At 53.7% G+C, this 25,139-nt stretch carries 23 protein-coding genes and 1 pseudogene; 13 read left to right on the top strand and 11 right to left on the bottom strand.

The features are described 5' to 3' along the window. From ACRZ9U_RS20675 to ACRZ9U_RS20665, 3 genes and pseudogenes are all read left to right on the top strand, one after another. The coding region (locus ACRZ9U_RS20675) for an oligopeptide/dipeptide ABC transporter ATP-binding protein (RefSeq protein WP_480902899.1) at nt 1-835 on the top strand (835 nt) is incomplete at its 5' end. Then, on the top strand, nt 832-1,839 hold the full coding sequence (locus ACRZ9U_RS20670) for an oligopeptide/dipeptide ABC transporter ATP-binding protein (protein ID WP_170403814.1): 1,008 nt from the start codon (nt 832-834) through the stop codon (nt 1,837-1,839). The genes ACRZ9U_RS20675 and ACRZ9U_RS20670, both read left to right, overlap by 4 nt. A 6-nt stretch (nt 1,840-1,845) precedes the next feature. Further along, nucleotides 1,846-1,995 (top strand): annotated as a pseudogene (locus ACRZ9U_RS20665) (ISNCY family transposase); the annotation flags it as partial. 270 nt (nt 1,996-2,265) lie between these two features. Here the strand turns inward: ACRZ9U_RS20665 and ACRZ9U_RS20660 are convergent. The 5 genes from ACRZ9U_RS20660 to ACRZ9U_RS20640 all read right to left on the bottom strand — a co-directional run bounded on the left by ACRZ9U_RS20660 (nt 2,266) and on the right by ACRZ9U_RS20640 (nt 7,979). Continuing rightward, a complete protein-coding gene (locus tag ACRZ9U_RS20660) occupies nt 2,266-3,285 on the bottom strand; it encodes a peptidoglycan-binding domain-containing protein (protein ID WP_170403811.1) in 1,020 nt (339 codons plus the stop codon). Between the two features lie 144 nt (nt 3,286-3,429). Continuing rightward, nucleotides 3,430-4,218: a hypothetical protein gene (locus ACRZ9U_RS20655; RefSeq protein WP_170403807.1), complete on the bottom strand. Its 789-nt coding sequence runs from the start codon at nt 4,216-4,218 to the stop codon at nt 3,430-3,432. A 254-nt stretch (nt 4,219-4,472) separates the two neighbouring features. Then, nucleotides 4,473-5,816, bottom strand: a complete 1,344-nt coding sequence (locus ACRZ9U_RS20650; RefSeq protein WP_480602072.1) for a cytochrome-c peroxidase — start codon at nt 5,814-5,816, stop codon at nt 4,473-4,475. Between the two features lie 190 nt (nt 5,817-6,006). After that, nucleotides 6,007-6,552, bottom strand: coding sequence for a GNAT family N-acetyltransferase (locus ACRZ9U_RS20645; RefSeq protein WP_170403801.1), 546 nt, complete (start codon nt 6,550-6,552; stop codon nt 6,007-6,009). Nucleotides 6,553-6,626: 74 nt separating this feature from the next. Further along, nucleotides 6,627-7,979, bottom strand: a complete 1,353-nt coding sequence (locus ACRZ9U_RS20640; RefSeq protein ID WP_480561244.1) for a tetratricopeptide repeat protein — start codon at nt 7,977-7,979, stop codon at nt 6,627-6,629. Nucleotides 7,980-8,151: 172 nt separating this feature from the next. Here ACRZ9U_RS20640 and ACRZ9U_RS20635 point away from each other — a divergent pair, with 172 nt between their 5' ends. After that, nucleotides 8,152-9,711, top strand: coding sequence for a winged helix-turn-helix domain-containing protein (locus ACRZ9U_RS20635; RefSeq protein ID WP_170403795.1), 1,560 nt, complete (start codon nt 8,152-8,154; stop codon nt 9,709-9,711). 323 nt (nt 9,712-10,034) lie between these two features. Here ACRZ9U_RS20635 and ACRZ9U_RS20630 read toward each other — a convergent pair whose 3' ends face one another. Further along, entirely contained in the window at nt 10,035-10,946 is a 912-nt protein-coding gene (locus tag ACRZ9U_RS20630) for a homocysteine S-methyltransferase family protein (RefSeq protein ID WP_480902895.1), read from the bottom strand. Nucleotides 10,947-11,292: 346 nt separating this feature from the next. Between ACRZ9U_RS20630 and ACRZ9U_RS20625 the strand changes: the two genes are divergently transcribed. Both ACRZ9U_RS20625 and ACRZ9U_RS20620 read left to right on the top strand, forming a co-directional pair. Further along, nucleotides 11,293-11,727, top strand: a complete 435-nt coding sequence (locus ACRZ9U_RS20625; RefSeq protein ID WP_170736350.1) for a hypothetical protein — start codon at nt 11,293-11,295, stop codon at nt 11,725-11,727. A 328-nt stretch (nt 11,728-12,055) separates the two neighbouring features. Beyond that, nucleotides 12,056-12,889, top strand: coding sequence for an alpha/beta hydrolase family protein (locus ACRZ9U_RS20620; protein WP_170403787.1), 834 nt, complete (start codon nt 12,056-12,058; stop codon nt 12,887-12,889). An 83-nt stretch (nt 12,890-12,972) separates the two neighbouring features. Here ACRZ9U_RS20620 and ACRZ9U_RS20615 read toward each other — a convergent pair whose 3' ends face one another. Beyond that, nucleotides 12,973-13,212, bottom strand: a complete 240-nt coding sequence (locus ACRZ9U_RS20615) for a hypothetical protein (protein ID WP_170736348.1) — start codon at nt 13,210-13,212, stop codon at nt 12,973-12,975. A 66-nt stretch (nt 13,213-13,278) separates the two neighbouring features. Then, on the bottom strand, nt 13,279-13,773 hold the full coding sequence (locus tag ACRZ9U_RS20610; RefSeq protein ID WP_170403783.1) for a DUF6714 family protein: 495 nt from the start codon (nt 13,771-13,773) through the stop codon (nt 13,279-13,281). A gap of 239 nt (nt 13,774-14,012) precedes the next feature. On the opposite strand from ACRZ9U_RS20610, the gene ACRZ9U_RS20605 reads away from it, so the two are divergent. Together ACRZ9U_RS20605 and ACRZ9U_RS20600 are read left to right on the top strand one after the other, a co-directional pair. Continuing rightward, a complete protein-coding gene (locus tag ACRZ9U_RS20605) occupies nt 14,013-14,495 on the top strand; it encodes a GFA family protein (RefSeq protein ID WP_170746929.1) in 483 nt (160 codons plus the stop codon). Then, entirely contained in the window at nt 14,492-16,186 is a 1,695-nt protein-coding gene (locus ACRZ9U_RS20600; RefSeq protein ID WP_170403776.1) for an adenylate/guanylate cyclase domain-containing protein, read from the top strand. The genes ACRZ9U_RS20605 and ACRZ9U_RS20600 overlap by 4 nt, the downstream gene beginning before the upstream one ends. Before the next feature lie 401 nt (nt 16,187-16,587). On the opposite strand, the gene ACRZ9U_RS20595 is transcribed toward ACRZ9U_RS20600, so the two are convergent. Both ACRZ9U_RS20595 and ACRZ9U_RS20590 read right to left on the bottom strand, forming a co-directional pair. Then, a complete protein-coding gene (locus ACRZ9U_RS20595) occupies nt 16,588-16,932 on the bottom strand; it encodes a cupin domain-containing protein (RefSeq protein WP_170403774.1) in 345 nt (114 codons plus the stop codon). Between the two features lie 68 nt (nt 16,933-17,000). Further along, nucleotides 17,001-17,570 carry a peroxidase-related enzyme gene (locus tag ACRZ9U_RS20590; RefSeq protein WP_170403770.1) on the bottom strand — a complete coding sequence of 190 codons (570 nt, stop codon included), beginning with the start codon at nt 17,568-17,570 and terminating at the stop codon, nt 17,001-17,003. 393 nt (nt 17,571-17,963) lie between these two features. On the opposite strand from ACRZ9U_RS20590, the gene ACRZ9U_RS20585 reads away from it, so the two are divergent. The 5 genes from ACRZ9U_RS20585 (at nt 17,964) to ACRZ9U_RS20565 (ending at nt 23,538) form a co-directional block, all read left to right on the top strand. Then, complete coding sequence (locus tag ACRZ9U_RS20585) at nt 17,964-18,833, top strand: hypothetical protein (protein ID WP_480902891.1); 870 nt, start codon at nt 17,964-17,966, stop codon at nt 18,831-18,833. Between the two features lie 439 nt (nt 18,834-19,272). Beyond that, nucleotides 19,273-20,847: a trypsin-like peptidase domain-containing protein gene (locus ACRZ9U_RS20580; protein WP_170403765.1), complete on the top strand. Its 1,575-nt coding sequence runs from the start codon at nt 19,273-19,275 to the stop codon at nt 20,845-20,847. A gap of 351 nt (nt 20,848-21,198) precedes the next feature. Next, a complete protein-coding gene (locus ACRZ9U_RS20575; RefSeq protein ID WP_170403762.1) occupies nt 21,199-22,062 on the top strand; it encodes a LysR family transcriptional regulator in 864 nt (287 codons plus the stop codon). Nucleotides 22,063-22,464: 402 nt separating this feature from the next. Then, complete coding sequence (locus tag ACRZ9U_RS20570; RefSeq protein WP_170403758.1) at nt 22,465-22,734, top strand: hypothetical protein; 270 nt, start codon at nt 22,465-22,467, stop codon at nt 22,732-22,734. Between the two features lie 252 nt (nt 22,735-22,986). Next, entirely contained in the window at nt 22,987-23,538 is a 552-nt protein-coding gene (locus tag ACRZ9U_RS20565; protein ID WP_170403755.1) for a 2OG-Fe(II) oxygenase, read from the top strand. 205 nt (nt 23,539-23,743) lie between these two features. On the opposite strand, the gene ACRZ9U_RS20560 is transcribed toward ACRZ9U_RS20565, so the two are convergent. Then, a complete protein-coding gene (locus ACRZ9U_RS20560) occupies nt 23,744-25,054 on the bottom strand; it encodes an MFS transporter (RefSeq protein ID WP_170403751.1) in 1,311 nt (436 codons plus the stop codon). Nucleotides 25,055-25,139: the final 85 nt, after the last annotated feature.

Raw genomic sequence — 25,139 nt, 5'->3', positions numbered from 1 at the left:
GAAGAGCCAGACGGCGTTTTCAATCATGGGGCTGCTCGCCGGCAACGGGCGGGTGTCCGGATCGGTCAAATTCGACGGAACCGAGATTCTTAATGCGTCGGAAAAAGTGATGAATACCTACCGCGCTGCGCAGATTGCGATGATCTTTCAAGATCCGATGACATCTTTGAACCCTTTCGTCCGAGTGTCAAAGCAGATGGCTGAGGTGCTGATGCTTCACAAAGGGTTAAGTAAAACGGACGCCATCAAGGATAGCACAAAGATGCTGGACGCCGTTAAAATCCCCGACCCGGCACGACGTGTTCACATGTACCCGCACGAGTTTTCCGGTGGCATGCGACAGAGGGTGATGATTGCGATGTCCTTGCTATGCCACCCCAGGTTGGTCATCGCCGACGAGCCGACAACTGCGCTGGACGTAACTGTGCAAGCGCAAATTATGGATTTGTTAAGTGACCTGCAAAGCGATTTTGGTATGAGCATCGTGTTGATTACCCACGACCTTGGAGTCGTAAAGGGATCGTGCGAGAACACGCTGGTGCTCTATGGCGGGCGTGTAATGGAAAGCGGCCCGACGGATCAGCTCTTTGAGGCGCCCACCCATCCCTATACCTGTGGATTGTTGCATGCGGTGCCAAGGTTGGAGTCAAATGACGCCAAGCTGGCTACCATCCCCGGGAATCCGCCCAACATGCAGCAACCACCTAAGGGCTGCGCATTTTCTCCGCGCTGCGGGTATGCCAACGACCGCTGCATCGCCGAGAAGCCCAAGCTGGAACAATTCAGAGCGGGTCGCAGCCGCACTTGTCATCTGTCCTTGGAGGAGCTCGTATGACCAGTACCGAAACATTACTCAAGGTCGATGGCGTCAAGGTCTATTTCAAGTACGGCGGAACCGGCCTCGCGAAGAGAACGGAACAAAAGTACATCAAGGCTGTTGACGGGATCAGCTTCGACATTAGACGCGGCGAAACGCTGGGGATCGTCGGCGAAAGCGGTTGCGGTAAATCCACGCTGGCTCGCGCTGTCATACGGATGGTTCCTGCGCATTCCGGGCGTGTGTTGTGGATGGGTCAAGACCTGCTTGAATTGGATGGAAACGCCATGCGCGACCAGCGCAAGGACCTTCAAATGATCTTTCAGGATCCGCTAGCCTCGCTGAATCCGCGCATGACTTTGGGGCAGATCATCGCGGAACCGTTGAAAACACATTTCCCCAAGATGCCCCGATCCGAGATCCGCTCGAAGGTGGCTGCCATGATGGCGCGAGTTGGCCTGTTGACCAGCATGGTCAACCGCTATCCGCACGAGTTTTCCGGTGGCCAGTGTCAGCGGATCGGGATTGCGAGAGCACTGATACTAGAACCCAAGCTGATCATTTGTGACGAGCCGGTTTCTGCGCTGGACGTGTCGATCCAGGCGCAGGTAATAAATCTGCTGATGGACCTACAGAAAGAGATGAACCTCTCCCTGATGTTCATCGCCCATGACCTGAGCGTTGTAAAACACATCTCCACACGCGTGATGGTTCTGTATTTGGGTAATGTGGTGGAATTGGCCGAAAGCGAAGCCATATATCGGAACCCGTCACACCCATATACCCGCGCTTTGATTGCAGCCGTGCCGGATCTGGACAAGCCCGCCCCGGCAGACCGGGCGTCATTGATGGTCGACGGAGAGTTGCCCTCTCCGCTGGCGCCTCCGTCCGGGTGCCCATTTCGTACGAGATGTCCCATGGCCCAGGATATTTGCAGTACTGACAAGCCGAAACTAAAAACATCGTTCGACGGCCACAGTGTTGCGTGTCATTTTCATCGGGTTGACCAACACGACAACTGAAATTTGCTGTTGCGTAAACAGCGACGGACATTCCACTTACAGCGCTTGCGCCGGGAGGGTTATTGCGAGTTGAACCAGATTGACGGCTCCGATCACCGAAGGCTCGAGGATCGAAGCGACACCTGCACGCTGCTCGTATTCATTTACGATGCGACCAACTTTCCAATTCTGAACTTCATCACCTCAGCCAACAACAAATTTGCCAACGATGTATAGGTTCAACCTTAGCTCGATTTTGCGCTCGCAGCGAACGGCCGGTTTGACGAGCCGCACCGCAGCGACCGAGACGTTGGGTGAACGGCTGCTGTGGGCCGTTAGTGATGGCGTATTGGTGGAATTGCGAGTGGATGTTGCATTGCTTTCCACGTCTGTTGTTGGTCCAACTCAGCCAAAGCAGCCCTTGTCAGTTCACGATGAGGTGGAAGTTTACGCCGCCGCTCGCGCCAAAGCTGACAATTCGTCATCCAAAGCGTATTTTTGCTGGCTGACCGCGTCCCATGAAGCAACGACGGAATCGACCTTCTTTTTCTGTCGTTCCATCCGTTTCTTGAGATCGATCAGCGATTGGCGGGGTTTTGAATTGATGTATTTGTTATACATGTCCTCTTGGTTGGCGAGGATCTCCTGATGAGTCCAAACTGCTTTGAATTTCTTGTCCAGCAACGATTCAATCTGCAAGTAGCGCCGACGGATTGCCTCGAACTCAGGCCTGCGATAGGTGTTGCAGACTTTCATTTTCTGCAGAACGCTGTCTTGCTGGTCCTTTCGCCATTTCTTCATGTCACGTAGCAAACTGCGGGCGGTCAACAGAATTGGTGTGTAAAGCACTTCGTCTTGCGCGATTTGCTCCATATCGCCCATGATGCGTTCCACTTCGTCCATCGCTTTGTTGTAGGACTTCAAAGCCCTCAGCGCCCTAGCCAGGTTGGCTTTGCCATCTTTGAGAAGTTTGGATTTCGTCCGAGGGTCTTGACCATCTGCGGAAATGAAGACGCCTTCGGCAAAGACCAATGCAATTGTTGGCGTTTCGACCTCACGCCATCGCGCTTCTGCCGTTTTCCAGACTTTGGGCATGAGTTTTTGCCTGTATGACATTTTGGGAACCTTGCTTTTGGCGGCAAGGCGCATGACCTTTTGCATTCGTGCACGGCCTTCGTTTCGGCGTTTCTTGGCATCAATGACTATCGAGTCTGGGGCCACAAAAGGATATTCTTGTCTTGATCGCCGCGATGTGCTGCCACCAAGACCAAGCGAGGCAAGTGTTGTTTTATCCACAACTCCAGTCACTTTCAGACGACTGTGTTTTTGCCATTTTCGAACCGCGTCTTCCGTTTTGGCGCCGAACTTTCCGTCGACCTTTAAGCGCGCCTTAATTTTTGAAGTGTTCAAGGCTTTCTGAAGGGATTTGACGTCAGAGCCTTTTGATCCATTCTGTAATTTCTTCATCGTAAATTCCTTTTTCAAAGTCAGCTTCGGTTTTCCCGCTGGACACTCGAGGTTGCGGGATGAGGTGTATGGATTGAGAGAGAGAACACTCTGCGTTTGAATGGCATTACGCAGAGTGCATTGAAGGAGTGACTCACCAGAGGATCAAAGTCCGTGCCGCTTTGGTAACGGAACATAGAGTTGGACGTGTGTTTTGGTCGAAAATTCACCTGTGTCCGGTCCCCAGGTCTGCCCATCACTGTGCCAGGCAATGGCAAGTTCTGAAATTAGCTGTTCACCGGTAAGCTGAAGGCAAGGCGTTATCGTGCGTTGGAAATGTGCGAACCCGTCAGCATCGGCCCTGAACGCGTTTTCCGAACCATCGCGGGCGCCAAAAGGCAGGTCATAAAACCCTTTGAACGGATCGGTTGGCGGCCAGACGGCAAAGTCGTGCCACATCGTGTAAAGACCGTTTGGCACGAGATTCTCAAATCGCAAATCCACCTCACCTGTGCCGTCCTCGCACCGGTACGTACCCTCACCTTTGGCGGCGAACCATTCACCAAGCGTGATACCAAGCGGCTTGCCTTTCGGCCACGGTCCAGTGTTTTCCGTTTGTAGCGGTGTGTGTGGCACTGGATTCGCTGGAGCAAAGAGCGGCGCATTCATATCGCGTGTTGCGGCCGTCGGGCGGAACACCTCGCCTGAGCCAGGGACTTTTTCGAAGAAAACATCCTGCTCGGTCAGCCCTTCGTCTATGTGGAACATGAAGCTGAGCGACATTGTCCGCTTTGCTTCATAGGCGGCCATCATGATGTTGACCTCGGGCGCGTGTTCAATCGGCCCAACGGCACCTCCCGAGTCGTATTCTGTGTGGCTGAAATCATCTGCCGCAGCGATGCCCGTAAGGGTCATCGAAAACAGAACAGTTGTGGTTTTCAAAATGCGAAGCATGGGAATCTCCTTTTCAATTTTCGCAGATGAACTTCTCAAAATGCGCCTAGGGAGCGCGGGCTGAGTAGTTTTCTATGCGCGTTGTGGGGCAGGCCCGCGTCACGCATCAGAAAGCCGGATAGATGGTCGCAATACTTGCACCGCGTCACATTCACACGACGAACGGAAGCTAAGCGGCACGGATTGCTTTCGGATTTGACCAACCAGAAAAAGTAGGGTTTTGCGCAATGTGTCATCGGAAACTTGCTATTGGTTCAACGCTTTGGTTGTGGTGGAAGCCCCGACGGCACGCTGTCAGGAACCAGCGCGGACAAGTCAGTCATCGTTGGGTCGGTCAAGGCGTTGAGAAATGCGACAATGTCGGCGATCTCTTTGTCCGTCATTGGTTTGGGCATAAGATCGTTGGCTTCGGCGATGCGACCTCGCAATCGTTCTGAGCCTTGAACAAACCCGTCCCGCGCATCGAACGCGTGCCGCCGCGCAGGATTCAGCGGTTGAAAGATCAGAACTGAGCCTCTTCCAGTCTGCTCGATTACGTCGTTGATCCGCTGCAAAGGCGGCGCGTCATAGGATTCAAGGCTTTCCAAAGGATTAGTGTGATGCCGAACCACATCTTCAAGCGTGTCATATGCTCCACTGTGTCCCCATGGCCCTGTCAAAGCGACGTTGACCAGTGACGGCGTGCGAAACCGAAAAAGATCCTCAACCTCGTAGGTTACGCGATAGCGCCCCTCATCCTCGAGCCGGTCCATAAAACCAGAGGCCCGCCAGTAGCCTGTATCCTTTCCGTGACCTTTGCCCGGGCCGATCTGCGGCATCGCAATTGCGTGAAACTCATGATCCGTAAGAAGCGGCCCTTCATGGCATTCCGCACATCCTGCAGAGCCATAAAACAGATCCATCCCCCTTTGAGAGCTGTCCGATAGACTTGAAGAATCAGAGGATGCCAAAGCCCAATGAAAGGGGCTGTCCACTGACCGGAACACCACGCTTTGAAACGCCGCCAGGGCTTCGGCAGCCTGACTGAAAGTTATCTGACCCGGTCCGAAAGCCTCCTCAAAAAGGTGCTGATATCCGGGAATACCGCCCAGTCGCTCAGCGATCAGGTCCCAAGCATCAGTTACCCGATCTTCGGCTACTGCGGTCGCGATCGGGTTTTCACCCTTTTGGCCTGCCATTTCGATGGGCGACAGAACAGGGAACATTGCCTGCGCGGTCAGCGCGTTGGGCAGTCCGGCGGGCAAGTGTTCGCGCGCGGGGCTCCAGAAACCGCTTGGGAAGGTCTTTTGATCATCGGGCTCCAGCCTGCCATCGTGGAACATACGCGTGTAACTTTTCGCGCCAATATTGTAGAGCGGCTGGGCATTGCGTGGTACGCGTCCGATAACGCCGTCCTTCGTCTCGCGCTTCTGACCAGCGCCTTGGCCGCCCTCGCCAATACCCAGTGCCAATCCGTCCCCAGTACCTAGCGACGGGTCGTGACAAGTTCCGCAGGAAATGTTGCGATTGCCCGAAAGAATGGGGTCAAAGAAGAGATTTTGTCCAAGAGTGACGAGCGCCTGGTCAGGATTTCCATCCCACAGAAAATCTGTATCCATCAGAGGCGGGGGCAGGTGTTGAACGTCAGCCCGCGCAGCCCTGCAGGCTATCACCATTGTCAGGCATACTATCGAGATGATCAGCTTCGCCGAGCGCTTGGCGCAATATTTGAGAGTCATGTCTTTTCCCTTCGCAAGCTGACGCCTCTCGCCACGTTCGATTGAAACGCAGCAGCTTTGGGTTCGCTGGTTAATTGGAATGGTTTGCCTGGTGGCCGACACGCAAATCAGTCGCCGCATGATGATCCGACAATCGGCCCATCATCACCGCATCGACAAAGCCGCCCGGACGACGGGCGTATTTGCGAATGACGCCTTCCCGCTCAAATCCAAATGCTTCGTAAAGCTCGATGGCGTGAGTGTTGTCCGACCACACCAAGAGGCCGGTTCGTTCCAGCTGCAACCAGTTATCACAGAGATCCAGCATCGCGCCCAACAACGCTTTGGCTATTCCCTTGCCCTGAAAGTCGCTGCGGACCGCGACCAGATCAATTTCGCCTGCGTGATTGTGGCGTGGCACGTCCGGCGTCGACGACATAAAGCAGATGCCAACGACACTACCGTCTACTTCAGCCACCAGTTTGTAGTCGCCCGGTCCCGTGTTGATACGCGCTTCGACATTGGCGTTTGCAACATGTGGCAGGCGCATTGTGCCCAACATCACGGAATCATCAGTTAATATGCGTTTGATGTCCGATACGTCCTGTGCTTCGACATGGCGGATTTCAATTCTCATATTTTGTCCTCTCAATCAGGTCATCTGGCGCGCGCGAATATTTGCCCGCGCCAGATTCTTTGCGACGTCGGCTTCTAGGCCACGATCATGGAACCTTGGGGCTGCGCATTCGCACGACCCAAAAAGCGTTTGTTGATGGGGCTGTGTGGTTTGACAGCAATCCGCTCGTTTGCCAGCGCTTCTGCCGCATTTCGATTACCAGAACGCAGCGCAGCTTCGGTCAACGTCCAATCGATGATGTCGCGTTGCGCGTGACTGCCGCCAAACGAGTTCGCGATAAACCGCGCACCATGAAGCGCTTCGGTCGCATCTTCGTAGCGGCCCTGCCAAAATGCCCGGAACCCTTCGATCAAGGGCAGCCCTGTTGCCGCGGCCCACAGCGATGTCTCGCCGCCACCGGCGGGTGCATTGCGATATTGATCAACGATACGATCGACCTCTTCATCGCGACCGGATCCCAGATAGGCCATGGCTGCGTGCCAATCATTGAACGGGTACAGCTTGCCATCGGCGTGGTTGTCCCAGCACGCTGCAACATCGGCCCAGCGGTCGGAAATGTCGTGATCTTCCAGATGCAAGCGCCACAGCAAGGCCGAGGCATCGACCAAATCCAGTGCCACGTCGCTTTTTCCTTCGCGGATCCGCGCATCGTACAGCTTGATCGCCTCATTGGCCTGACCAAGGTCGAGGTGATAAAGCGCCTTGTGCCACCAGTTGTGGACTTTAAAGAAGTTGTCATCACCCGACCAATTCAGTTCGCGCGACGCCATCCATTCGATGCCGTCCTCAGCACGCCCCTGCATTTCCAGCACATGCGCGACAGCGTGCTGCGCCCAGCAGTCTAAGGGATCGCGTTCAATCGCTTCCCGACCGACGGCTTCAGCACGGCCATAATCACCAGTCTCTTCCAGCCCAAAGGAGTACATGCCCAGGAGGATGGAATAGCCCGGCTGGTCTTCCGACCACTTCGGTAGGACCCGTGCAATTCGGTCCCGCATGTCGCGAGCATTGGCGCGGTAAAAGTCCATCAGGTGACCAGCTTGCAAGCCCAGAATGTCGTGTGGAAACGACATGTTGTGACGATCCAGCTTGACGGCAGCTTCTGTCCAATTGTTGGCAAGAAGCGCATTCAGGGCATCGACATGCGATTGTTCCAGGTCGGATTTGGCAAGTGGGCGGACTGCCGCCAAAATGTTCCGTGCCTCGACCGCGGCATCAGGCTCGGTTGCCAATCCGAACAGATAGGCTTTCAGAATATACGGCATCGCATAGTCCGGAGCGGCCTCAATCGCCTGGTCGACGAGCGCCACGGGATCGCCCCTGTAGATGTTGAACGCGCGCATGGCGGCGTTGAAATAGTCTGCGGCGACTTCTTTTGAGCCCGCAGCAGGCCAGTTTCCGGACAATCTCGTTTCTTGATGGGACATGTCATTCTCCAAACTCTTTATTGACTGGGCGGATTGCCCGAATGCGATGGCTCTACCGCGCCGCCGCCTGCTCTGCTTGAAGCCAACTGGGAGATTTTTGGGAGATCATTGGAAATCTGTATTTGAGACTTCACTTGGGATAAAATGGCAAGACCGAGGGAGCAGTACGAGAATGCGATACGAGTTTGATGCCTTTACGTTAGACACTGACACCCGCGAGCTTCGCCATGGTGCGACCGCTGTCGCGCTTGAGCCGCAAGTCTTTGATCTGTTAGTTCTTTTGCTTGAAAATCGCCATCGGGTGGTTTCCAAGGATGAGATTGTCCAACGCGTATGGTTTGGACGCGTGGTTTCGGACTGGACCATCCTCGGCCGCGTAAAATCGCTACGTCAGGCATTGGGCGATGATGGGAGCGCTCAGAAATACGTTCGTACGTTGCGCGGGCAAGGGTTTCGCTTTGTGGCACCCGCCAAATTGGTATCGGTAGAAAGTGCCACGGCACTGGAAGCGTCTGAAACAGCCGAGCAGAAAACAGTCGGGGCGCCACCATGTATCGCGGTATTGCCGTTTTCGGCGATCGGCGACCTGGAGATCGGAAGATCACTGGCGGATGCAGTCCCGCGCGAATTGATCAGATCGCTTTCCAGTGTGCGTTGGTTGCGTGTCATTGCACACGGATCGTCATTCAGGTTCCGAGGACAGACGATTGAGTTTGAAGACGTAAAGTCCCTACTGGGTGCACAGTACTGCATCTCGGGAATGGTGGAGGCGTTGGCTGGCCGTCTCTATGTGGAAGTAGAAATGGCCGATACCCGTACCAGTGAGGTCGTCTGGGCAATTCGAAAAGAAGCCCCGATTGACGAGGTGCAACGATTGCGAACCGAAATAGCCGGGGCCGTGCTCAATATCTCTGAATTTGAGCTTCCCGAACACGAGGCGCGACTTCTGGAAGTGGATGATGCGGAAAACCTGGATGCATGGTCATCTTTGCATCTGGGAATTCGTCATATGTATCGGTTCAACAAGTCAGATACAGAAATAGCCCGAAAGATGTTCGAACGTGCTGTAACACTGGAACCAACATTGGCACGCGCGCATGCTGGAATTTCGTTCACCACTTTTCAACGCGTGTTTCTGGGGTATTCGTCCGACCTCGCCGCGGACCGACTGGCTGCCAGGCGCAGCGCCGAGGAAAGTGTTCTACTTCAACCGCGTGACCCGTTTTCGAATGTTGTGATGGGCAGAAGCCTATGGCTGACAGGAGATACAGAAGCGAGTAAACCTTGGTTTGATCGGGCAGTCCTTGAAAGTCCGAATTACGCATTTGGCCGTTACGCTTCCAGTTGGGCAAAGGTCTTCACATCGGACTACGAAGGTGGAAACGAAATGACTGACCTCGCAATTGCTCTTAGCCCGCTTGACCCGCTTCGAGGCGGCATGCTCTGCAACAAGATGTGGATCGCGCTTGCCGCGAAGGACTATGATGCTGCCGTTCAGTGGGCACAGCAAACCGCGCTGACGCCTGGTGCGCATGCGGGCCACGCGATGTTTGCGGCGATGACAAACCGATTGATTGGCAATGATGACGGTGTGTCGCGGTGGTTAAAAGAAACGAAACGCCGTAACCCGGGGTTCAGCAAAGCAAAAGCAAAGGCTCTGGTTCCGAATAGTCACACCGAATTTCGCGCCTTAACTGAAGAGGCTGCGATCGCGCTTGGTCTTCCCGACTAGTGGTCGCGACGCAAAATTGGAATTGGCGCGAGCTGCAAAGTGCATCTTCGGCATTTGTTGCATGAGCAGACGTCGGTCTGGTCTTATGATCGAGATTCGTAGAACCTAGTTGCGAAAGTCTGGATTGGGGTGCCCTCCGACGCTCAAACAAAACAATGGCCCAAATCTGATGGGGCGCTCTAGAGGTCCGCTTTAGGGAAGCTGCAACGCAGCAATGCTGAGCGGGATGGATGTCGCCTTTGGGCCGTCTCCTAACAAGTTGTGGAAAAAATCACGGTATCACCTTAAATATCAGTGCTATCGCTCAGATTGTACCAAGTTGGCTACGCCAATTCGCTGACAATCGACTTCAGATGGCGCATGTCGGTACCGCAGCATCCTCCAAATACTTGGATCGACGGATTCTGCCTCGCAATCGCGGCAATCTGCTTACCAAGTTCAATTGGATCGCCTTCGTCCAGCTCATCTGCTTCGTCAAGTTCCGCATGCGAGCAACTCGAAGCGTTCGCCACCATGCCTCTCAGCCGGGGGTGGTTGCCAAGCGCTCCGGCGAAATGGGTCGGATGAGCGCAGTTGACCATAAAAAACAGCGCCGCCGAGTCGGTTGCCTCGTCGATCTGATCAATTCCGTCCACAAGTTTGGTCCCGTCCGCCAGACACCCGTCCGTTTCGACAACCAGAGACATGATGATCGGCAGATCTGCGTCTCCGGCGGCGAGGATGCATCCCGCAGCCTCACTTGAACGGTTGAACGTATAAGCGGTGACCAGGTCGACGCTTGTGTCTTTCAGGCTTTGCATTTGTGCGGCGTGGTATTGGCGTGCATCTTCGACCGTCACCGGAGGGATGTCGGCGTAAGGATCATAGCGCGGGCCGATACAGGCCGACACCAGTATATCATTGCGAGCGGAAGCTTGGCGCACGTCTTCCATTAGACTGACCGCGTCTTTGTTCACCTCAACGAGCCGTTCTGCATCGTACCCCAAAGGCGCTGCCCGGTCGGCGTTCGCCATCCATGTGGGCGCATCAAGGATGCATCCGACACTCATTTCACCGGCGAGATCGACAAGTGCCTGCATTTGACCAGCCAGTATTGCCCTGGTGTCAGGTTCTTCCAGCAATGGAAACGACGCGAAACCGGGTAGCTCGACTCCATGATTGAATATCAGGTCTGTGCCAGTGCCGGCATAAACCAGAAAGGTCTTGTCACCTTCGAGTGGGAACTGTCGCGCCATTCTGATCCACGCCTATTGCTGTCAAATCTTCATAGAAATCTACATTGTCTCGGATCTCCTGTGAACCTTAGGGCGGCGACAGAGTGTCTTCCGCGAGCATGACCTCATCTTCCCGGGCAACTCGCTACTGCAGCGAGTGTCCCCTTCGGCGGACTGCACCGCAGCGTCATCAAGCCCTTGCCGATGCCCGATCTGGGCCGCCATCAATTGGCTGGAACCGCGTAACCCCGTACACCATTAGTGGTGGGTCCGCAGAGTTATTGCTGATTGTAAATGCTTTGAAGGCCCTTAAGATGAGTGGCAATCTTTGGAGGACCAGATGAGAGTCCTACGGATTAGCCTGCTTTTGGCGACACTCGGTGTTCCCGCCAGTGCTGTCGAGCAACGCATCGAAATCAACAATGTCTACCCTCTAAATCAAGAGAACTTTGACCTTGGGGATCACATTTTTCACCTAACAGACAATCGGGGTGGTTTCGAAGTAATTGAGGGTCCAATGGATGATGGGCCTGCCAGATGTTTGGGTTCTGGATTTGGATTTGAAGACGGCACCAACTCAATCAATGGAATATGCGTTTTCGGTGAAGGTGATGACACTTTTATCATGCGATGGAAGGCCGGGGAAAAAGGCGAGGCAAACACTTGGGAAATCGTCACCGGGACGGGGCGCTACGAAGGAATGACTGGCAGCGGCATAGCGACAACAGATATCGCCTCAGCATACCAAGCGCTGCCCCTGAGGCGAACTCATATTGTCGGAACCGTGGAAATCCCGGACTAGGACGGCAGCGGATCTAGTATCTGTCCAGTTTCGATTGGTCTCGAACTAATTCGGTCTTAAGTGGCTTTTGCGGCTTGGCCTCAATCCTTCCGGGATAACTTGCATTAGTGCGGCGTACGTCCGCTTAGTCCCACGAAATGTGAGTTCGTGTATCGTCCGCCAGCACCTCAAACCATCATACCCATGGAGCAAAAGCCGCTGATGCACTAACGATCATTTTGGATCAGTCAGGTGAGGCTGCTCAGCAAAGTGGAATTCTGCACCACCGCCGTCTCAAAAAAGCCCTTTCCGTAATATGGTACGGTCAGACATCGGGAGGGATCCAGATATGCTCGAAAAGGTAACAATCGCATTGTCCATGTTTCTGATTTCGGGGCAGGCCTTTGCGCTTGATTGTGGAGATGTATCCAATCCCTGCAAAATAGACACCGGTGAATACCACATCGCCCTGCCAGATGAATGGCGGGGCGGGCCGGTCGTGATGCACTTGCATGGTTATGGCGGGTCCGGAGCAAAGGTACTTAAAAACAAGCAGTTCGTCGAAACATTCACTGCGCGGGGTTATGCGTTTGTGGCACCGACCGCATTGCCATGGCTGGAAGGAAAACCTGCTGACTGGTCGGTTAGGGATGGGTGGATTACCTATCCCCGCTCTGATGTCAGGTTTCTCCGTGACGTGCTGGCGGATCTCGTGATCCGTGCAGACGTAAACCCGGACCAGGTGCTGCTGACAGGGTTCTCACGAGGTGGTTCCATGGTGTGGGAAGTTGCGTGCCTCGCGCCTGACCTGGCGCGTGGCTATGCCCCTGCGTCCGGTGGCTTCTGGCTTCCCATGACTGAGGAGTGTTTTGGCCCGGTACATATGCTTCATACGCACGGTTTCACTGACAAGGTTGTGCCGCTTGAGGGCAGATCAATACACAATGAAGAGTTCGATATCAACATTACCCAGGCCGATGTCTGGGAGGGTCTTGCGTTATGGCGGCGAAGAAACGAATGCCAACACAACGCGACAGAAAACGAAGTAACGGCCAATCTTTGGCGCAAACGGTGGGAATGCGAACACGGTAGTCTTGAACTCTTTTTGCACGACGGTGGGCACGGCTATCCAAAAGAATGGGGAACGATGGCGCTCGACTGGTTCGAAAGCCTGGAAAACTGACGAACCACGAAATCACAGCGGTCGGGTGATCGCTCAGCCAAAACTAGCCCATTTGCTCCGAGGCACACCGTGTCGGGTGAACTTCACTTACCCTTAAAGGAAATTGCCCAGATAGCAGCAATGATGACACCGGCGCAGGCGGCGGACACCAATGCGATAGCGCTGAAGAACAAACGCGGCTGGCTGGAGCGGCGGATAATCGAAAAATGAATTCTTATCTGGCCTCTGAGTAAACCACCCGCTGCCATGGATATTGCAAAAAGGCCAAGTGACAGCGCACTGGAACCGCCCCATAGCCGTTGCCATTGCTCATTCTCAGTCACTGACAGCAGTAAACCGGTTAGGACAAAAAAGCGCTGCGAAGAGCCACATCAGATAGGTAGAAATAATCAACCCGGTGACCGCACGCCTTGGTCAATCCAGTAGTTGACCAATGCAGTTTCCGCTAACTCACCGAGATCAGGATGGTCGCTAAAATAGTACAGAAACCTCAACACGGCCTCGTTCTGTGCAGGCGTCAATTGGTTGAACTTGGACTTCCTGAACTCATGCAGCAGTTCTTTCGACGTGCCGGGGTCGAGTGCAAGTAGGATGCTTTCACTGGCATATTCCGGACTGTCTGAATTTCGCAGAGCCCATAGCAGATACGCGGGCAAATAATACTGAAATGCCTTGGCGCTGAAGGCAGTGGGGGCAGCGTAACCGTAAACGATCATTTGATCGGTCATCTCATGCCATTTGACCCCGCCATAGAATTCAAGAATATCCACGTCATCCATACATTCGGGGTGAAGAAGTTCATAATCAGTAGGTGGATCTAGGCCGTCAAATGCAGCAATGATTTGGGTTGCAAGAGCTTCCGTTGTTGTCGTTATCTTTGGCATGGTCACATATTAAACTGGCTGAAACCTCGAAATCGAGCGTATCAGCAACAATTCGGATTCGAGTGATTGCGATGGATAACGGACAGAGGCTCTTTCAGGATATCGTTCGAAGTTCAGCTTCGTAGATGAAGAAGCCGCTTTGGGGCAGCACAATAGGGTTGTATGTGTAGAAATGTATTGAGGAAGCCGGGCGTCCCTAGTGTATTGCAAAGAGCGCCCCTGATCGATCTGGGAAAAAGATGATGGGCGGCGATTCTGAAACCTACCGAGGAATCTGTTATTGCGGCGCATGTAGTGTTTCTACTGCCGGTGAGCCGATGGTCATGGCTTATTGTCATTGCCACTCTTGCAGAAAATGGCATTCGGCGCCGGTCAATGCCTGGTGCCTCTGGTCGGCAGACAATGTCTCGTTGTCAGGACCGACGGTTCACTCGGACAAGAATGATGAAAGCCATCGTGTTTCCTGCGGCAAATGCGGGGGTGCATTGGTGAATATCAAACCCGGAAAGGACATTGTAGCGGTCTACGCAATGTCGCTGGCCGAATCCGGTTTGAGCTTCGAGCCGGCCTTTCACATCTTCTACGGCGAGCGTGTTTTCGACATGGCTGATGGCCTGCCGAAGTGGAAGACGGTTCCGACATCGTTTGGAGGGGATGGTGCCGCTGTGACCGAACCGGACAAAACCGGTTGGATTTCCTTGAACACGCGAGCCGAAGGTTGAAACGCAAACTCACTTCGATCTTGGCGGCTGACATTGTCGGCTTCTCGCGGCTTGTGGAAACCGCCGAGGAAGCCACGCTGGCCCGTCAGAAAGAACTGCGCGTGTCCGTGTTTGATCCCGGTGTTGCGCAGGCTGGGGGTAAGATCATCAAGTCAACAGGCGACGGATTTCTGGCCGAGTTTTCAAGCGTTGTGGAAGCGGTGCGGTTCGCGATAGCGGCGCAAGAAGCGGTTCGCGCAGACGAAGAATCCGTGCCTCAAGATCGGCAGATCAGTTACCGCATGGGACTTCACATAGGCGATGTGGTTGTTGATGACGGCGATATCTATGGTGACGGTGTGAATCTCGCAGTTCGCTTAGAGGGCGCAGCCCCGACGGGCGGGATTTGCATCTCCGCTGCCGTTCGTGACCAGATCGTTGGCGTAATGGACGAGCTATTTGCGGATGTTGGTGAATTGACATTAAAAAACATCTCGCGCCCGATCCGCGCCTTTGTTTGGCCCCCGGACCAAGATGGTGCGCAGGACAGTGTCAGCACACCACCCATCGGTGGTACATCCAGGAAACCGACCATAGCCCTCGCGGCATTCGAAGCCCTTGGCAGCAATGATGATGCCAAGATGCTGGCAGAAGCCTGCAATCACACCGTGGAGGCGGCGCTGGCCAATCTGACGGGTTTGGATCTGATCGCCCCCGACGCGGACCCGGATCATATCGCCACGGCGGTGTTTCAGGCGTCCGGCAACCAGGTCCGTACCACCCTAAAGCTACGCGAGACGAGCACGTCAGCAACCTATCTGACCCAGCGGATGAACGGTGATCTTTCCGACCCTTTCGTGGCAGAAGATCTGTTGTCAGGGGAAATCGCGACAACGATCCGATACGGAATTCTGCAACGAATTGCTGAGCACGCGGCCGAGACTGAGACAAGCGACCCCGAGGTAATGCTGAATCTTGCGGGGCATTACATGATGGGATCGCAGCCCGAAGAATGGGAGGCGGCGGGTCGTCTGTTGGACAGGATCCTGACGGTCCAGCCACGCAATTTCATGGCCGTTGGGATGAAGGCGAACACGTTGATCGGCGAATTGGTATGGGGTTACCGTCCGATAAGCCCGGAGGATATTGAAGCCGCCGACGCCGGGCTGAGCAAGGCGGTGTCGTTGAATGATCAAAGCGACTACGTGCACCTGATCCGGGGGATTTTTCACTACGGCATTACCGGCGATTTGGATGCGGCGGTGCGGTGTGTTGAACGTGGGTTCGAAATCAGTCCGCAGTTTGCCCAGGGACATATGGTACTGGGCTGGATTCAGAACCTGATGGGCCAACCAGAGTTAGCGCTGAACTCCATCAAAAAGGGCTCATTTTCTCTGGCCAAGAACCGGATATATCACCGTGTCCCACAAGCGTTGGCCCAGACATATCTGGTTATGGGCGACTTCGAGAATGCCATCGCCAATGCCAACCGGGCTCTACAAAACTCGCCGGGGCTGCCGGTCGCGCAATTGTATCTTGCCAGCGCAGCGGGTCAGGCCGGTCTAAATGCTCAGGGAGAAAGGGCGCGGGAGGCCCTTTTGGCATCAGATCCGTACTTCCGGATCAGCGGTGTGCGCCGGTTCCATTTTAAGGATCCGGCACGTTGGGACGCAATTCTAGATGGGCTTCGCGCAGTGAGGCTGCCCGAATAGAAGTTCGTCCGAGATAGTGCCACATGCGTTTTAAACTGGATGCGATGGTCGTCTTCCAACTCCACGAGATACGCGAATGATCGTAAACCTAGTTTTGGATTAGCGGGCAGCGAAAGCGCTCAATTCGCAATGCGGACGTCGATGACGATTTGTTCAGCGAAAATTTCTTAACCCTGGAAAGTGGCAATTTTTACTGATGCTAACTTTCGCAGTCACAGCGAATGCCGCGAGCGTGGGCTGCAATAGCAGCATTCGGAGGCGATGTTCAATGTCCAGTTCGGGCTGTCCTCGACAGAGCGAGACAGTGCCAGGTTTAAGATACTGCCATTACACTGATGGCAGCAATTATCCCGGTGCGGGCCTTTAGCATGTCAGGCCAAATAAGATTCAAACGCACGGCGTTACTCCAGGAATTGCACCTCGAGTTTTCCGGACAATTGAACGCTAATTATTTCGGTCGGACCTGACCCCGCCGTCAGGACTTTGTGTGCGGTGCCGGCCGGGATTATCAGAATATCACCAACGGTCACTTCCGTTGTGTCGTCTCCAACAATTACATGTGCCTGGCCTTGCCTGACGATATAGACTTCATCGTATGGATGCTTGTGAAGTGGGGGACCTTTGCCTGCATCGCTGACTTCATTGAAAAGAAATGACACGCCCACGCCGGCATCCGCCCCTTCGAACTTTCCGTTCCAACCGTCGCTAGAAGCCCAGTCAGCTTTTCGGAGAAGTCGCCAAGACATGGAAAGTCCCTCTCTTTGAGACGGGCAGTATAACAACGGCGCAACCATATGCCAGCTTCGTCCCAAATTCAGACATTGAGACCGTTGGCTCGGCCAAAATCGGTGTAGAAGGAATCGCTAGTTAGTTTTGTGCGCGTTTGCTCATCGAGTGCTCCGGAGTCGTGCACAATTTTGCTGATACCAGAGCCTTCAATGATACGGTTCACCAAATTGAACACGCCGCAAACCTGAATAGCATCGAACAATGCTTCTTCTGACCATCCAGCATCGTAGACCGCCTGTGAGTCCTCTTCTGTCATACGGGCAGGTGAGAGTGTGAGTTTTGCGACGTAGGCGAGAATGGGCCGGATCCGAGTATCCACCGAGGCAGAGTTTGGATCCTCCATCAGTGCCTCAATCACCTTTGGATCAATGCCATAAGCACGGGCAAAGACTGTATGGGCGTCGTAGCAATATGAGCATGCATTCAAACCAGAAACATAGGCGGCAATAAGCTCCCGCTCAGAAGCAGAAAGTTCGCTCTCTCCCCGCATTACTAGGCTTTCATACTCACACCATGGAGCCAACTTTTTTGGAAACATCTGAAATACGTCGCCGAGCGTAGCGCCGTCGGAAAGTGACGGGAAAAGCCTTTTCATTTGGTGTCCTCCACGACAAGAAATCTTGACAGAAATATGTGCTGCCCAAAACGCCTCATTGGCATCAGACTAACATCTCGCTCGGTCTTCACAAATGTCAGCTTGGTCCGCTAGGCCGTGAGTTCGACTACCGACGGACATCGCTCCCGAAGCGAAAGTCCGGTTCGGTGAAGCTGCATTGCAGCGTGAGCTTACACGATGAATGGCTGGAATGGGCCGTTCTACGCGATCAACTGACTGCGGGGCAGGGGACTTGCTGCACCTGCTTCGAGGTCCGGAATGAGCCCATAGCGTACCAACCTCCGCATTGGTAATAGGGGTAAACTTATTCGGGATGATATCGCTATGAATTTTCGAACCCTATTGGTGGCTCTAGGAACAACGTGCTCCACCATGCCCGCGTTTGCGGAATGCTTTGATACGCCAACATGGCATGACGAACCTCTTACACAGTCATTTTTGGACGGTTTGGGCGATGGCACGGAGCAAGACGTTAGGCGGGCCAGCTTGAATATGTTGCTTATGTCTAAAGAACCCGCCCACGAACAGCGGGATGGGTTACAGCGTCTTTTGATGCGTACGGCTTTGTTGCAGTTCGATGGCGATAAAGGGGCACTAAGAAAGAAACTACAAGACGGGTCGCTTTACGATGTCATTCAACTCATTGATTTTTCCCGCTCAAACCCCAGAGACCAAAGCAGGATCATCGCAGCTTACTGGCTGAACGGGTGCGTCGAGAAAGCGCTGGAATTACTTGCCGCAACACCTAACTCACTAATAAGCCAATACTATATGCCGATTGCAGTCGGAGATTCCGAACTACTTCGCACCTTCGCACAACGTCTTGAGCCGGACGGATACCAACAAAGAAGACTGCTTACTTTTACAAAGCTGCTTGAGAGCCCAGAATCCAAAGAGGAAACACTTCAAGAGTTTTTGGAATATCTGATTTCGGAAACGAAAGATGGTGATATCAACGATACGATTGATGGCGTTGGGCTACAGCTTGCTCTGGACGTCGCCCAAGGCCAACCGCCGAACTTGGAATTGTTTCCGATTGAAACGAGCTATGAACCTGACGAGATACAACTCAATGGAATGCGGTTCGCTGCCTTTGTTGCATGGATGAATGCATCCGGGTTTTGCGATGCGACTTGGAAGACGGCTTTTGTCCTCTTAGGCACATCTGCCGAAAGTATGCCGTTGAATCGCGAACTACTTGAAGCCTCAGTGATTAGGTGCCTAAAAAATCAAGACGTGTGAAATCCGACGGAGTCAAGGTCGGTTTTGTCCGCAAACTGTGAGCTCGGCCTTGTCAAAACGCTGCTCTTGCAGCGAATGACCGCAAAGCGGGCTGCGACCGCAGAAATTCGATGTGGTGTTCAAAGTTGGCTCTGGGCCGTCTGCTGGCCCTGTCGCTGATACTGTGATGCACCCTAGGTCAACTGTGAGCCTAGCCTGTGAATTCGAATTTCTCGCTTGGTGCAGCCGCAGTACCAGAAGTGTTGCAAACGTTAAGTATGGTCACTGCTGCTCGTGTAGAGGGAACGTCTATCAAGCCGGAGTTGAGCCGGACAAATGGGGTTGTCATCTATAACTTGACGATCCATTCTCGCGATCCAAACATTTTCCGTGGAAGCTGTGGCGGCTTCACAATTGCGCATGATAAACTGCTTGCAACGCATAAGATCAGAGATGAACCATGCGGTTACCGGATGAAAGCGATACGGAATATGGAGCGGGCAATGTCCGGGCATTTCTGGAAAGCTTGACCGGTCCGTCTCGCGGAACCGTAACCTGGCTTGTCGGCACCGCTTTGTCCGCTTCACTAGGTCAAGACCGTATCCTGAAGATAAGGCGGAAAGAGGATGTACCCCCACATGACGAAGATGTGGCGACCTTTCAATGGTCGCAAGGCGGTTACACGCTAAACGCGCTGCCCGGCCGGGAAATCTGGGTCAATGGTCAAAAGACTGCTTCGGCAGTTCTTAGGCATGGCGACATGATCGAGTTTGGTGAAAAGGGTCCCATGTCGCGCTACAGGATGTGTGACCACTCATTCCCTGCACATCACACGGTCGAAGACATAATAGGTGACGCTTATGTGTATGCGCGCTCCAGCCGACGACCCTTCGCCAGCAAAATGTCCAGTGCGCTGCGCGAAGGCGGACGTCGACTGACATCACAAACCACGGTTTTGTTCCGGTTTACCGTTATCGGTCTACTTCTACTGATTACAGCCTTTGGCTATTTGCTTTTTCAGAACGATCGGAAGCTGGCGGATAGCCTGAAACAGGAATCTCTCAAGATCGAGGCGGTTGCTGTCATGCTTACGCAGACGCGAGAAGATGCATTGACGGCGGATGATCTGGTCGCGCTCAGAGAAGCGTTTGACAATCAGGTGCTTTCCACCGAACAGCGCCTTGGGACATTGGAAGAGCGTGCTGGTGCATCCAGGCGGGTAATAACGGGCTCGACGCGATCCATTGCCTTTATCCAAGGGGCCTACGGATTGCGTCAAACCGAAAGCGGCAAATTACTGCGGCATGTGCTTGGCCCAGACGGGGAGAAACTAAAAACTCCATTCGGGAAACCGTGGATTGAGCCAGATGCGGCAGGCGCGCCGGCAGAGTTTCAGTTCACCGGGACCGGGTTTCTTTTGCAGGACACCTCTCTGTTGGTGACCAACCGTCATGTCGCCTTGCCCTGGACGACCGGGGATCGGGCACAGGCCCTGAAGGCAGCAGGGCTTGAAGCCGAGATACTTAGTCTGCTGGCTTATCTGCCAGAACAATCCGAGCCAATGGAAGCGGTATTGCTTAGGGCAAGCAAAACGGCCGATCTGGCGCTTCTGTCCGTTGATGCGAACCGTGTTCAAGGGCTTGGGCTTACACTGGCACCTGACCCGCCGCGTGCAGGTGAAGAAGTTTTCCTGCTTGGATTTCCAACTGGCCTAAAGGCCTTGATTGTGCAGGCCGGGCCGGATTTTCTGAAAACGCTGGAGAGCGATGGCGCCGTCGACTTCTGGACGATTGCAAAAAATCTTTCAGAGCAGAACAAGATCAGGCCTCTGGCCAGCCGGGGAATCGTCGCCCAGACCAGTCCCGGTGCAGTCGTTTATGATGCTGAAACCACAACCGGCGGAAGCGGCGGACCTGCCCTGAACCGAAATGGCGAGGTGGTGGCTATCAATGCCGCGATCTTACCTGAATTTGGCGGCTCCAACATCGGTGTTCCTGTATCGCACCTCAAAGTGCTTCTGGAGGAAATCCGGTAGCAGCCACTGGGGCGAAACTCCCGCTGACTGTTACCGTCAACAGAGATAGCTCAGAATTGTATCAGTTCTGCGCTTAGCTAGGGTCTAAACATTGTATTCCTTGTTATGGATCGGGAACGCAGGCCAACGCGTACCCGATCAGCTGAGGCAGGTCGTGTAGCATGAAAGATGCTTCGCGCTGCCGGGAGCCGTTCTTCGACACTCACTTCGAGATGGGGGACTCTGAGACCCTGGGGTCGCAACCGAACAGCGGCAGCAGTTTCATGCTACGAGCCAAATCTGCCACATACTGTTTTAGTTGAATAGCGAAATTGCTTCATGCATTATATTTGAAAATCGAATAGATACCCCATGGATATTGAACTCGCGCGAACATTTCTGGCGATTGTCGAAACGGGCAGTTTTCTGGAGGCTGCCAACAAGGTTTACGTCACGCAATCAACAGTGAGCATGCGTATTCGGTCACTCGAACAACAGCTTGGACGACCAGTGTTCGAGCGCGGAAAATCGGGTGCTACACTTACTCCGGCCGGGCACCGCTTTCATAAACACGCGCAGGCACTTGTCAGGTGCTGGACACAGGCCCGGATCGACGCCTCCCTGCCTGATGCGGTGGAAGCTGCTCTGGAAATCGGTGCTGTGCCCAGTTTGTGGGACGGGTTCCTGATCGACGCGATGCCAGAGTTTATGCAAGCGTTTCCGAATGTGGCGGTTCACGGGTCTACGGTTTCAACTGAAACACTGCTAAGCCAAACGACTGCGGGCGCGCTGGATTTGGCTGTGATGTATGATCCGCGAAACACTGTCGGGCTGACCGCAATGCAGTTGTTCGAAGATGATTTCGTACTCGTAAGCAGCGATTTTGATACCTCGCGAAGCCCATTTGAAGAAAACTATGTTCTAATCGACTGGGGGCCGGAGTTCCGTGCCGATCACCTGCTGAACTTTCCGGAAATTCCGACGCCAATGTTGCAGCTTGGAATTGGCACTCTTGGCCTGAACTACTTGAAAGCCCAGCCGGGAGCCGGATTTTTCCCCTGGCGGGTAGTAGCGCAGGAAGTCGAAACCGGTTGGTTGAAGGTGATTGAGGATGCTCCTCGGTTTGCTTATGCCGCCTATGCTGTTTTTGCAGACGATGATCCTGAAAGCCTCCCCTGCAAGGCCGCCCAGCTATTGAGTGCCTTTGCAAAAGAACAGTTTCCCGTCACGGCCTGAGATGGCGGACTACTCACGGCTTACCATGTAGAAGGCGAATGGTCAGTTTTCGGAAGCCTCCAGGGCTTCGGTTGCTGCGGGTTGCATTTTGCCAGACTCGAACATTAGACCTGCAGTAATCCCGACCATCAAAACGCCGCCCATGATGGCCCAGTACCTCCAACCAAAAGACCTGTGCAAACGCATTTTTCTCTCCACGGTCGTCCATCGAGACCAGAACAGTATAAGGAGGGATAGAAATCTGCCAAATCGTGGGGACTGACCCTCAAAGAGGCAATATACTGAAAACAAACATCTATTCAGATCATCGATAGCACAGTTGAGAAAAAATCATAAGGTTTGGCACTCCGAAAACGAAGATTGATCCCCTAAAATATCGAAGCAGAGGGAAAGGAGGTTTCGATGGATAGGCGTTGGATTAATCGCGTTACCGAACACATAAGGCGTTTCATTGCGTCACAACGGTTCGGGATCGTGAAGCATTCGGCAGCAAAACAGCAGGATTTGCAAAGCCCACAAGATTGGGACGATGCCGCCGAGATATGGGACCCGTCCGAATTCGACCCGGAAAAAGAAAACCGGGAACGACGTTTGCGCCCGAGCGATTACGAATGGGACACAACCGGCGAACTTCCTTGGCGCGGGCACAATCACCGATTCAAAGGAGGCTGAGGGGAACCCAAGGCCTGAATATTGGATATTTCAGTCACAGGTGACGCAATACTCGCGTCCCCTGATCCCGCATCGCATACCGTTTGGGATCCGAGCGCCCCGAAGAGGAAATCCCGCTCCGGATAGCGTGACCGAAAACATTTGAGATTATGGAAAAAAATTACGTCGCTTTCGGCCTCTTAGGTCGAAAACAGCGCAGCGCCTTCTGTGTGTTTTGGCAAATTCCAGTACCAATCAAAAACGGTGTACAGAATGCTGGAAGTTCATTCGATTCCCGGTGCATTTACCGCGCGGGAATGTGAGCAGATTGTTGCTGCATCACAAAAAGCCCCTGCGAACGAGGCTCTGCTTGTCGGGCAAAACAAGGATTATAATCTGCGCAGAGCGGATGTGACCTGGCTGGACGACGGCGAAGGCTCTGATTGGGTGATGTCACGCCTGATCGATGTGGTCCGTCGCTCCAACACCGACAAGTTTGGCTTCGATCTGAGCGAGTTCGCCGAAAGTCCGCAGATTGCCTGCTATAAAGCATCAGATGGTGGTCATTTTGCGTGGCATTCCGATATCGGCGACGGGCCAGTCGCCCAAAAAAGAAAGCTGTCGCTGGTCGTTCAACTCAGCAAACCCGGAATGTACGACGGCGGAGACTTGGAGATAATGCCGGGGGCTTATGCTGTAACGGCGAGTCGGCATCAGGGCAGCGCGACCATCTTTCCCAGCTTCTTGTTGCATCAGGTGACACCGGTCGAGAATGGTGATCGGTATTCGTTGACGGTCTGGGCGCATGGCCCGGCGTTTCGGTGATGATTTCCGTACTCGATTGATTAAGAGTCCGAGACTACAAGGCTAACGATTCCTTTCGTGTAGGAAACAGAGTCGAAAGAGTTAGGCTTGCCTTTCACATATGCGCTGAAATGGCATTTCTTGTAGTCCAACGTCTCTGCTAAATTCTGGAATCCGCACGGGACTGACGCCTGAGTTGCTTTGGTCACTCAATGGCTGGCCTCTATTATGTATCCGTCGGCAAGCGACTGGTGACTGATTTTTCATGGATTAAGTTTGGCAGGCTCACCATATCAGAAGCAACTTTGCCAGCTGCCTTTGAAGTACTTTCGACAGATATGCGTGTCTGACCCAACCGGGGGTGCAGCTTACGAGCCAGAATCCACGTCCAAAGCAAACCTGCGCCACCCGCGGCGAACACGCCAGAGAGCGGTGCTACGAGAAGAACCAGCCAGGCGGCACCAGGTGTAATAATACCCGAAACATCGCGAAAGCTCGCGTAAATTGCTGACATCTCAGTTCGTTCGGAAGGTTTGACCGCGAGAAGGAACGGCAAACCTGCGGAAACATCGAGCAAGATCAGGAAAATCGAGCCCATCATTAAGAACGCGATTGTGACTTCAGGGATTCCGAATGGAACTCCAGCAAAAAGAAATAGCAGCCCGGACATGAGGAATCCGGTTCTGACTGCTGCGCGCACCGAACTGCGCTGCATAAACCTAAGCATCAGCGGGGTGCAAAACAGGGCGGCATTGGAAATCGATAAAGAAATCCCTCCAAGCTGGCTGCCTAGCCCGTTCTGAACCGCATAGATGGGCAGATATACGACATAAATCCACCACCCGCAGGAACGAACGACTGCGAATACCCATCCGGCAACCAATCGCGGTTGCGCAAAAAACCTCCCGAAATAGGCGAACGGATTTGCGGGAGCGCATTGGCTTCTGGTGATGAGCCTGCCGTTTCCGAGGCGCATAACAAGAAAGATGAGAAGCATGACAATCGCTGCACCGGCTGCAATCAGGAACGGTGCAGGTTGCCACCACTCGTACAATATCGCGCCAAGTGCAGGGCCAGCCGTCCAACCCAGCGCACTGTAGAAAAGCCGAGATGTCTCAAAACGTCCCAGTTCAATCCTGGCAACATGGTCGAGCACATAGGCGTTGAAGCACACAAATGTCGTCACAACGGCGAAAGTCGTGAGTGCAAGCCCCGCAATAACGGTAGCAGGGGTCGCAACGGTCGTCACAACCGCACCCGCGACGTACGAAAGAGTGCCGAATACATAGACCCATCTCCTTGGGACAAACCGGATCAGGTAGGGAACCAGAAGACCGATCAAGAGTGATACCGCGCCAATGGCGAAATAAATTTCGGATACAAATCGCGCATCCTTCAGCGCGTTGTACATCGCTACCGGAAAGACAGAGATCAAAATACCCCTGGCAATCGCCTCCGTTCCCGCCAGAACGGCGAATCCCCGCACGCTGGGTGCTGGCGCATGGCGAAGCCATTCTGGTATTCGACGTTGGTGCATGAGAAGTGCTCAATGGACTGGGAACTAGTCAAACCCGTTTCCTCATTTTATCTTTCCTGCCAGCGACCCGATGTCGTTTTTGCTA

The organism is Ruegeria sp. D7 (assembly GCF_056534355.1).
Note: the sequence above shows the minus strand (reverse complement) of the source record. Positions and strands in the feature narration are given on the sequence as shown.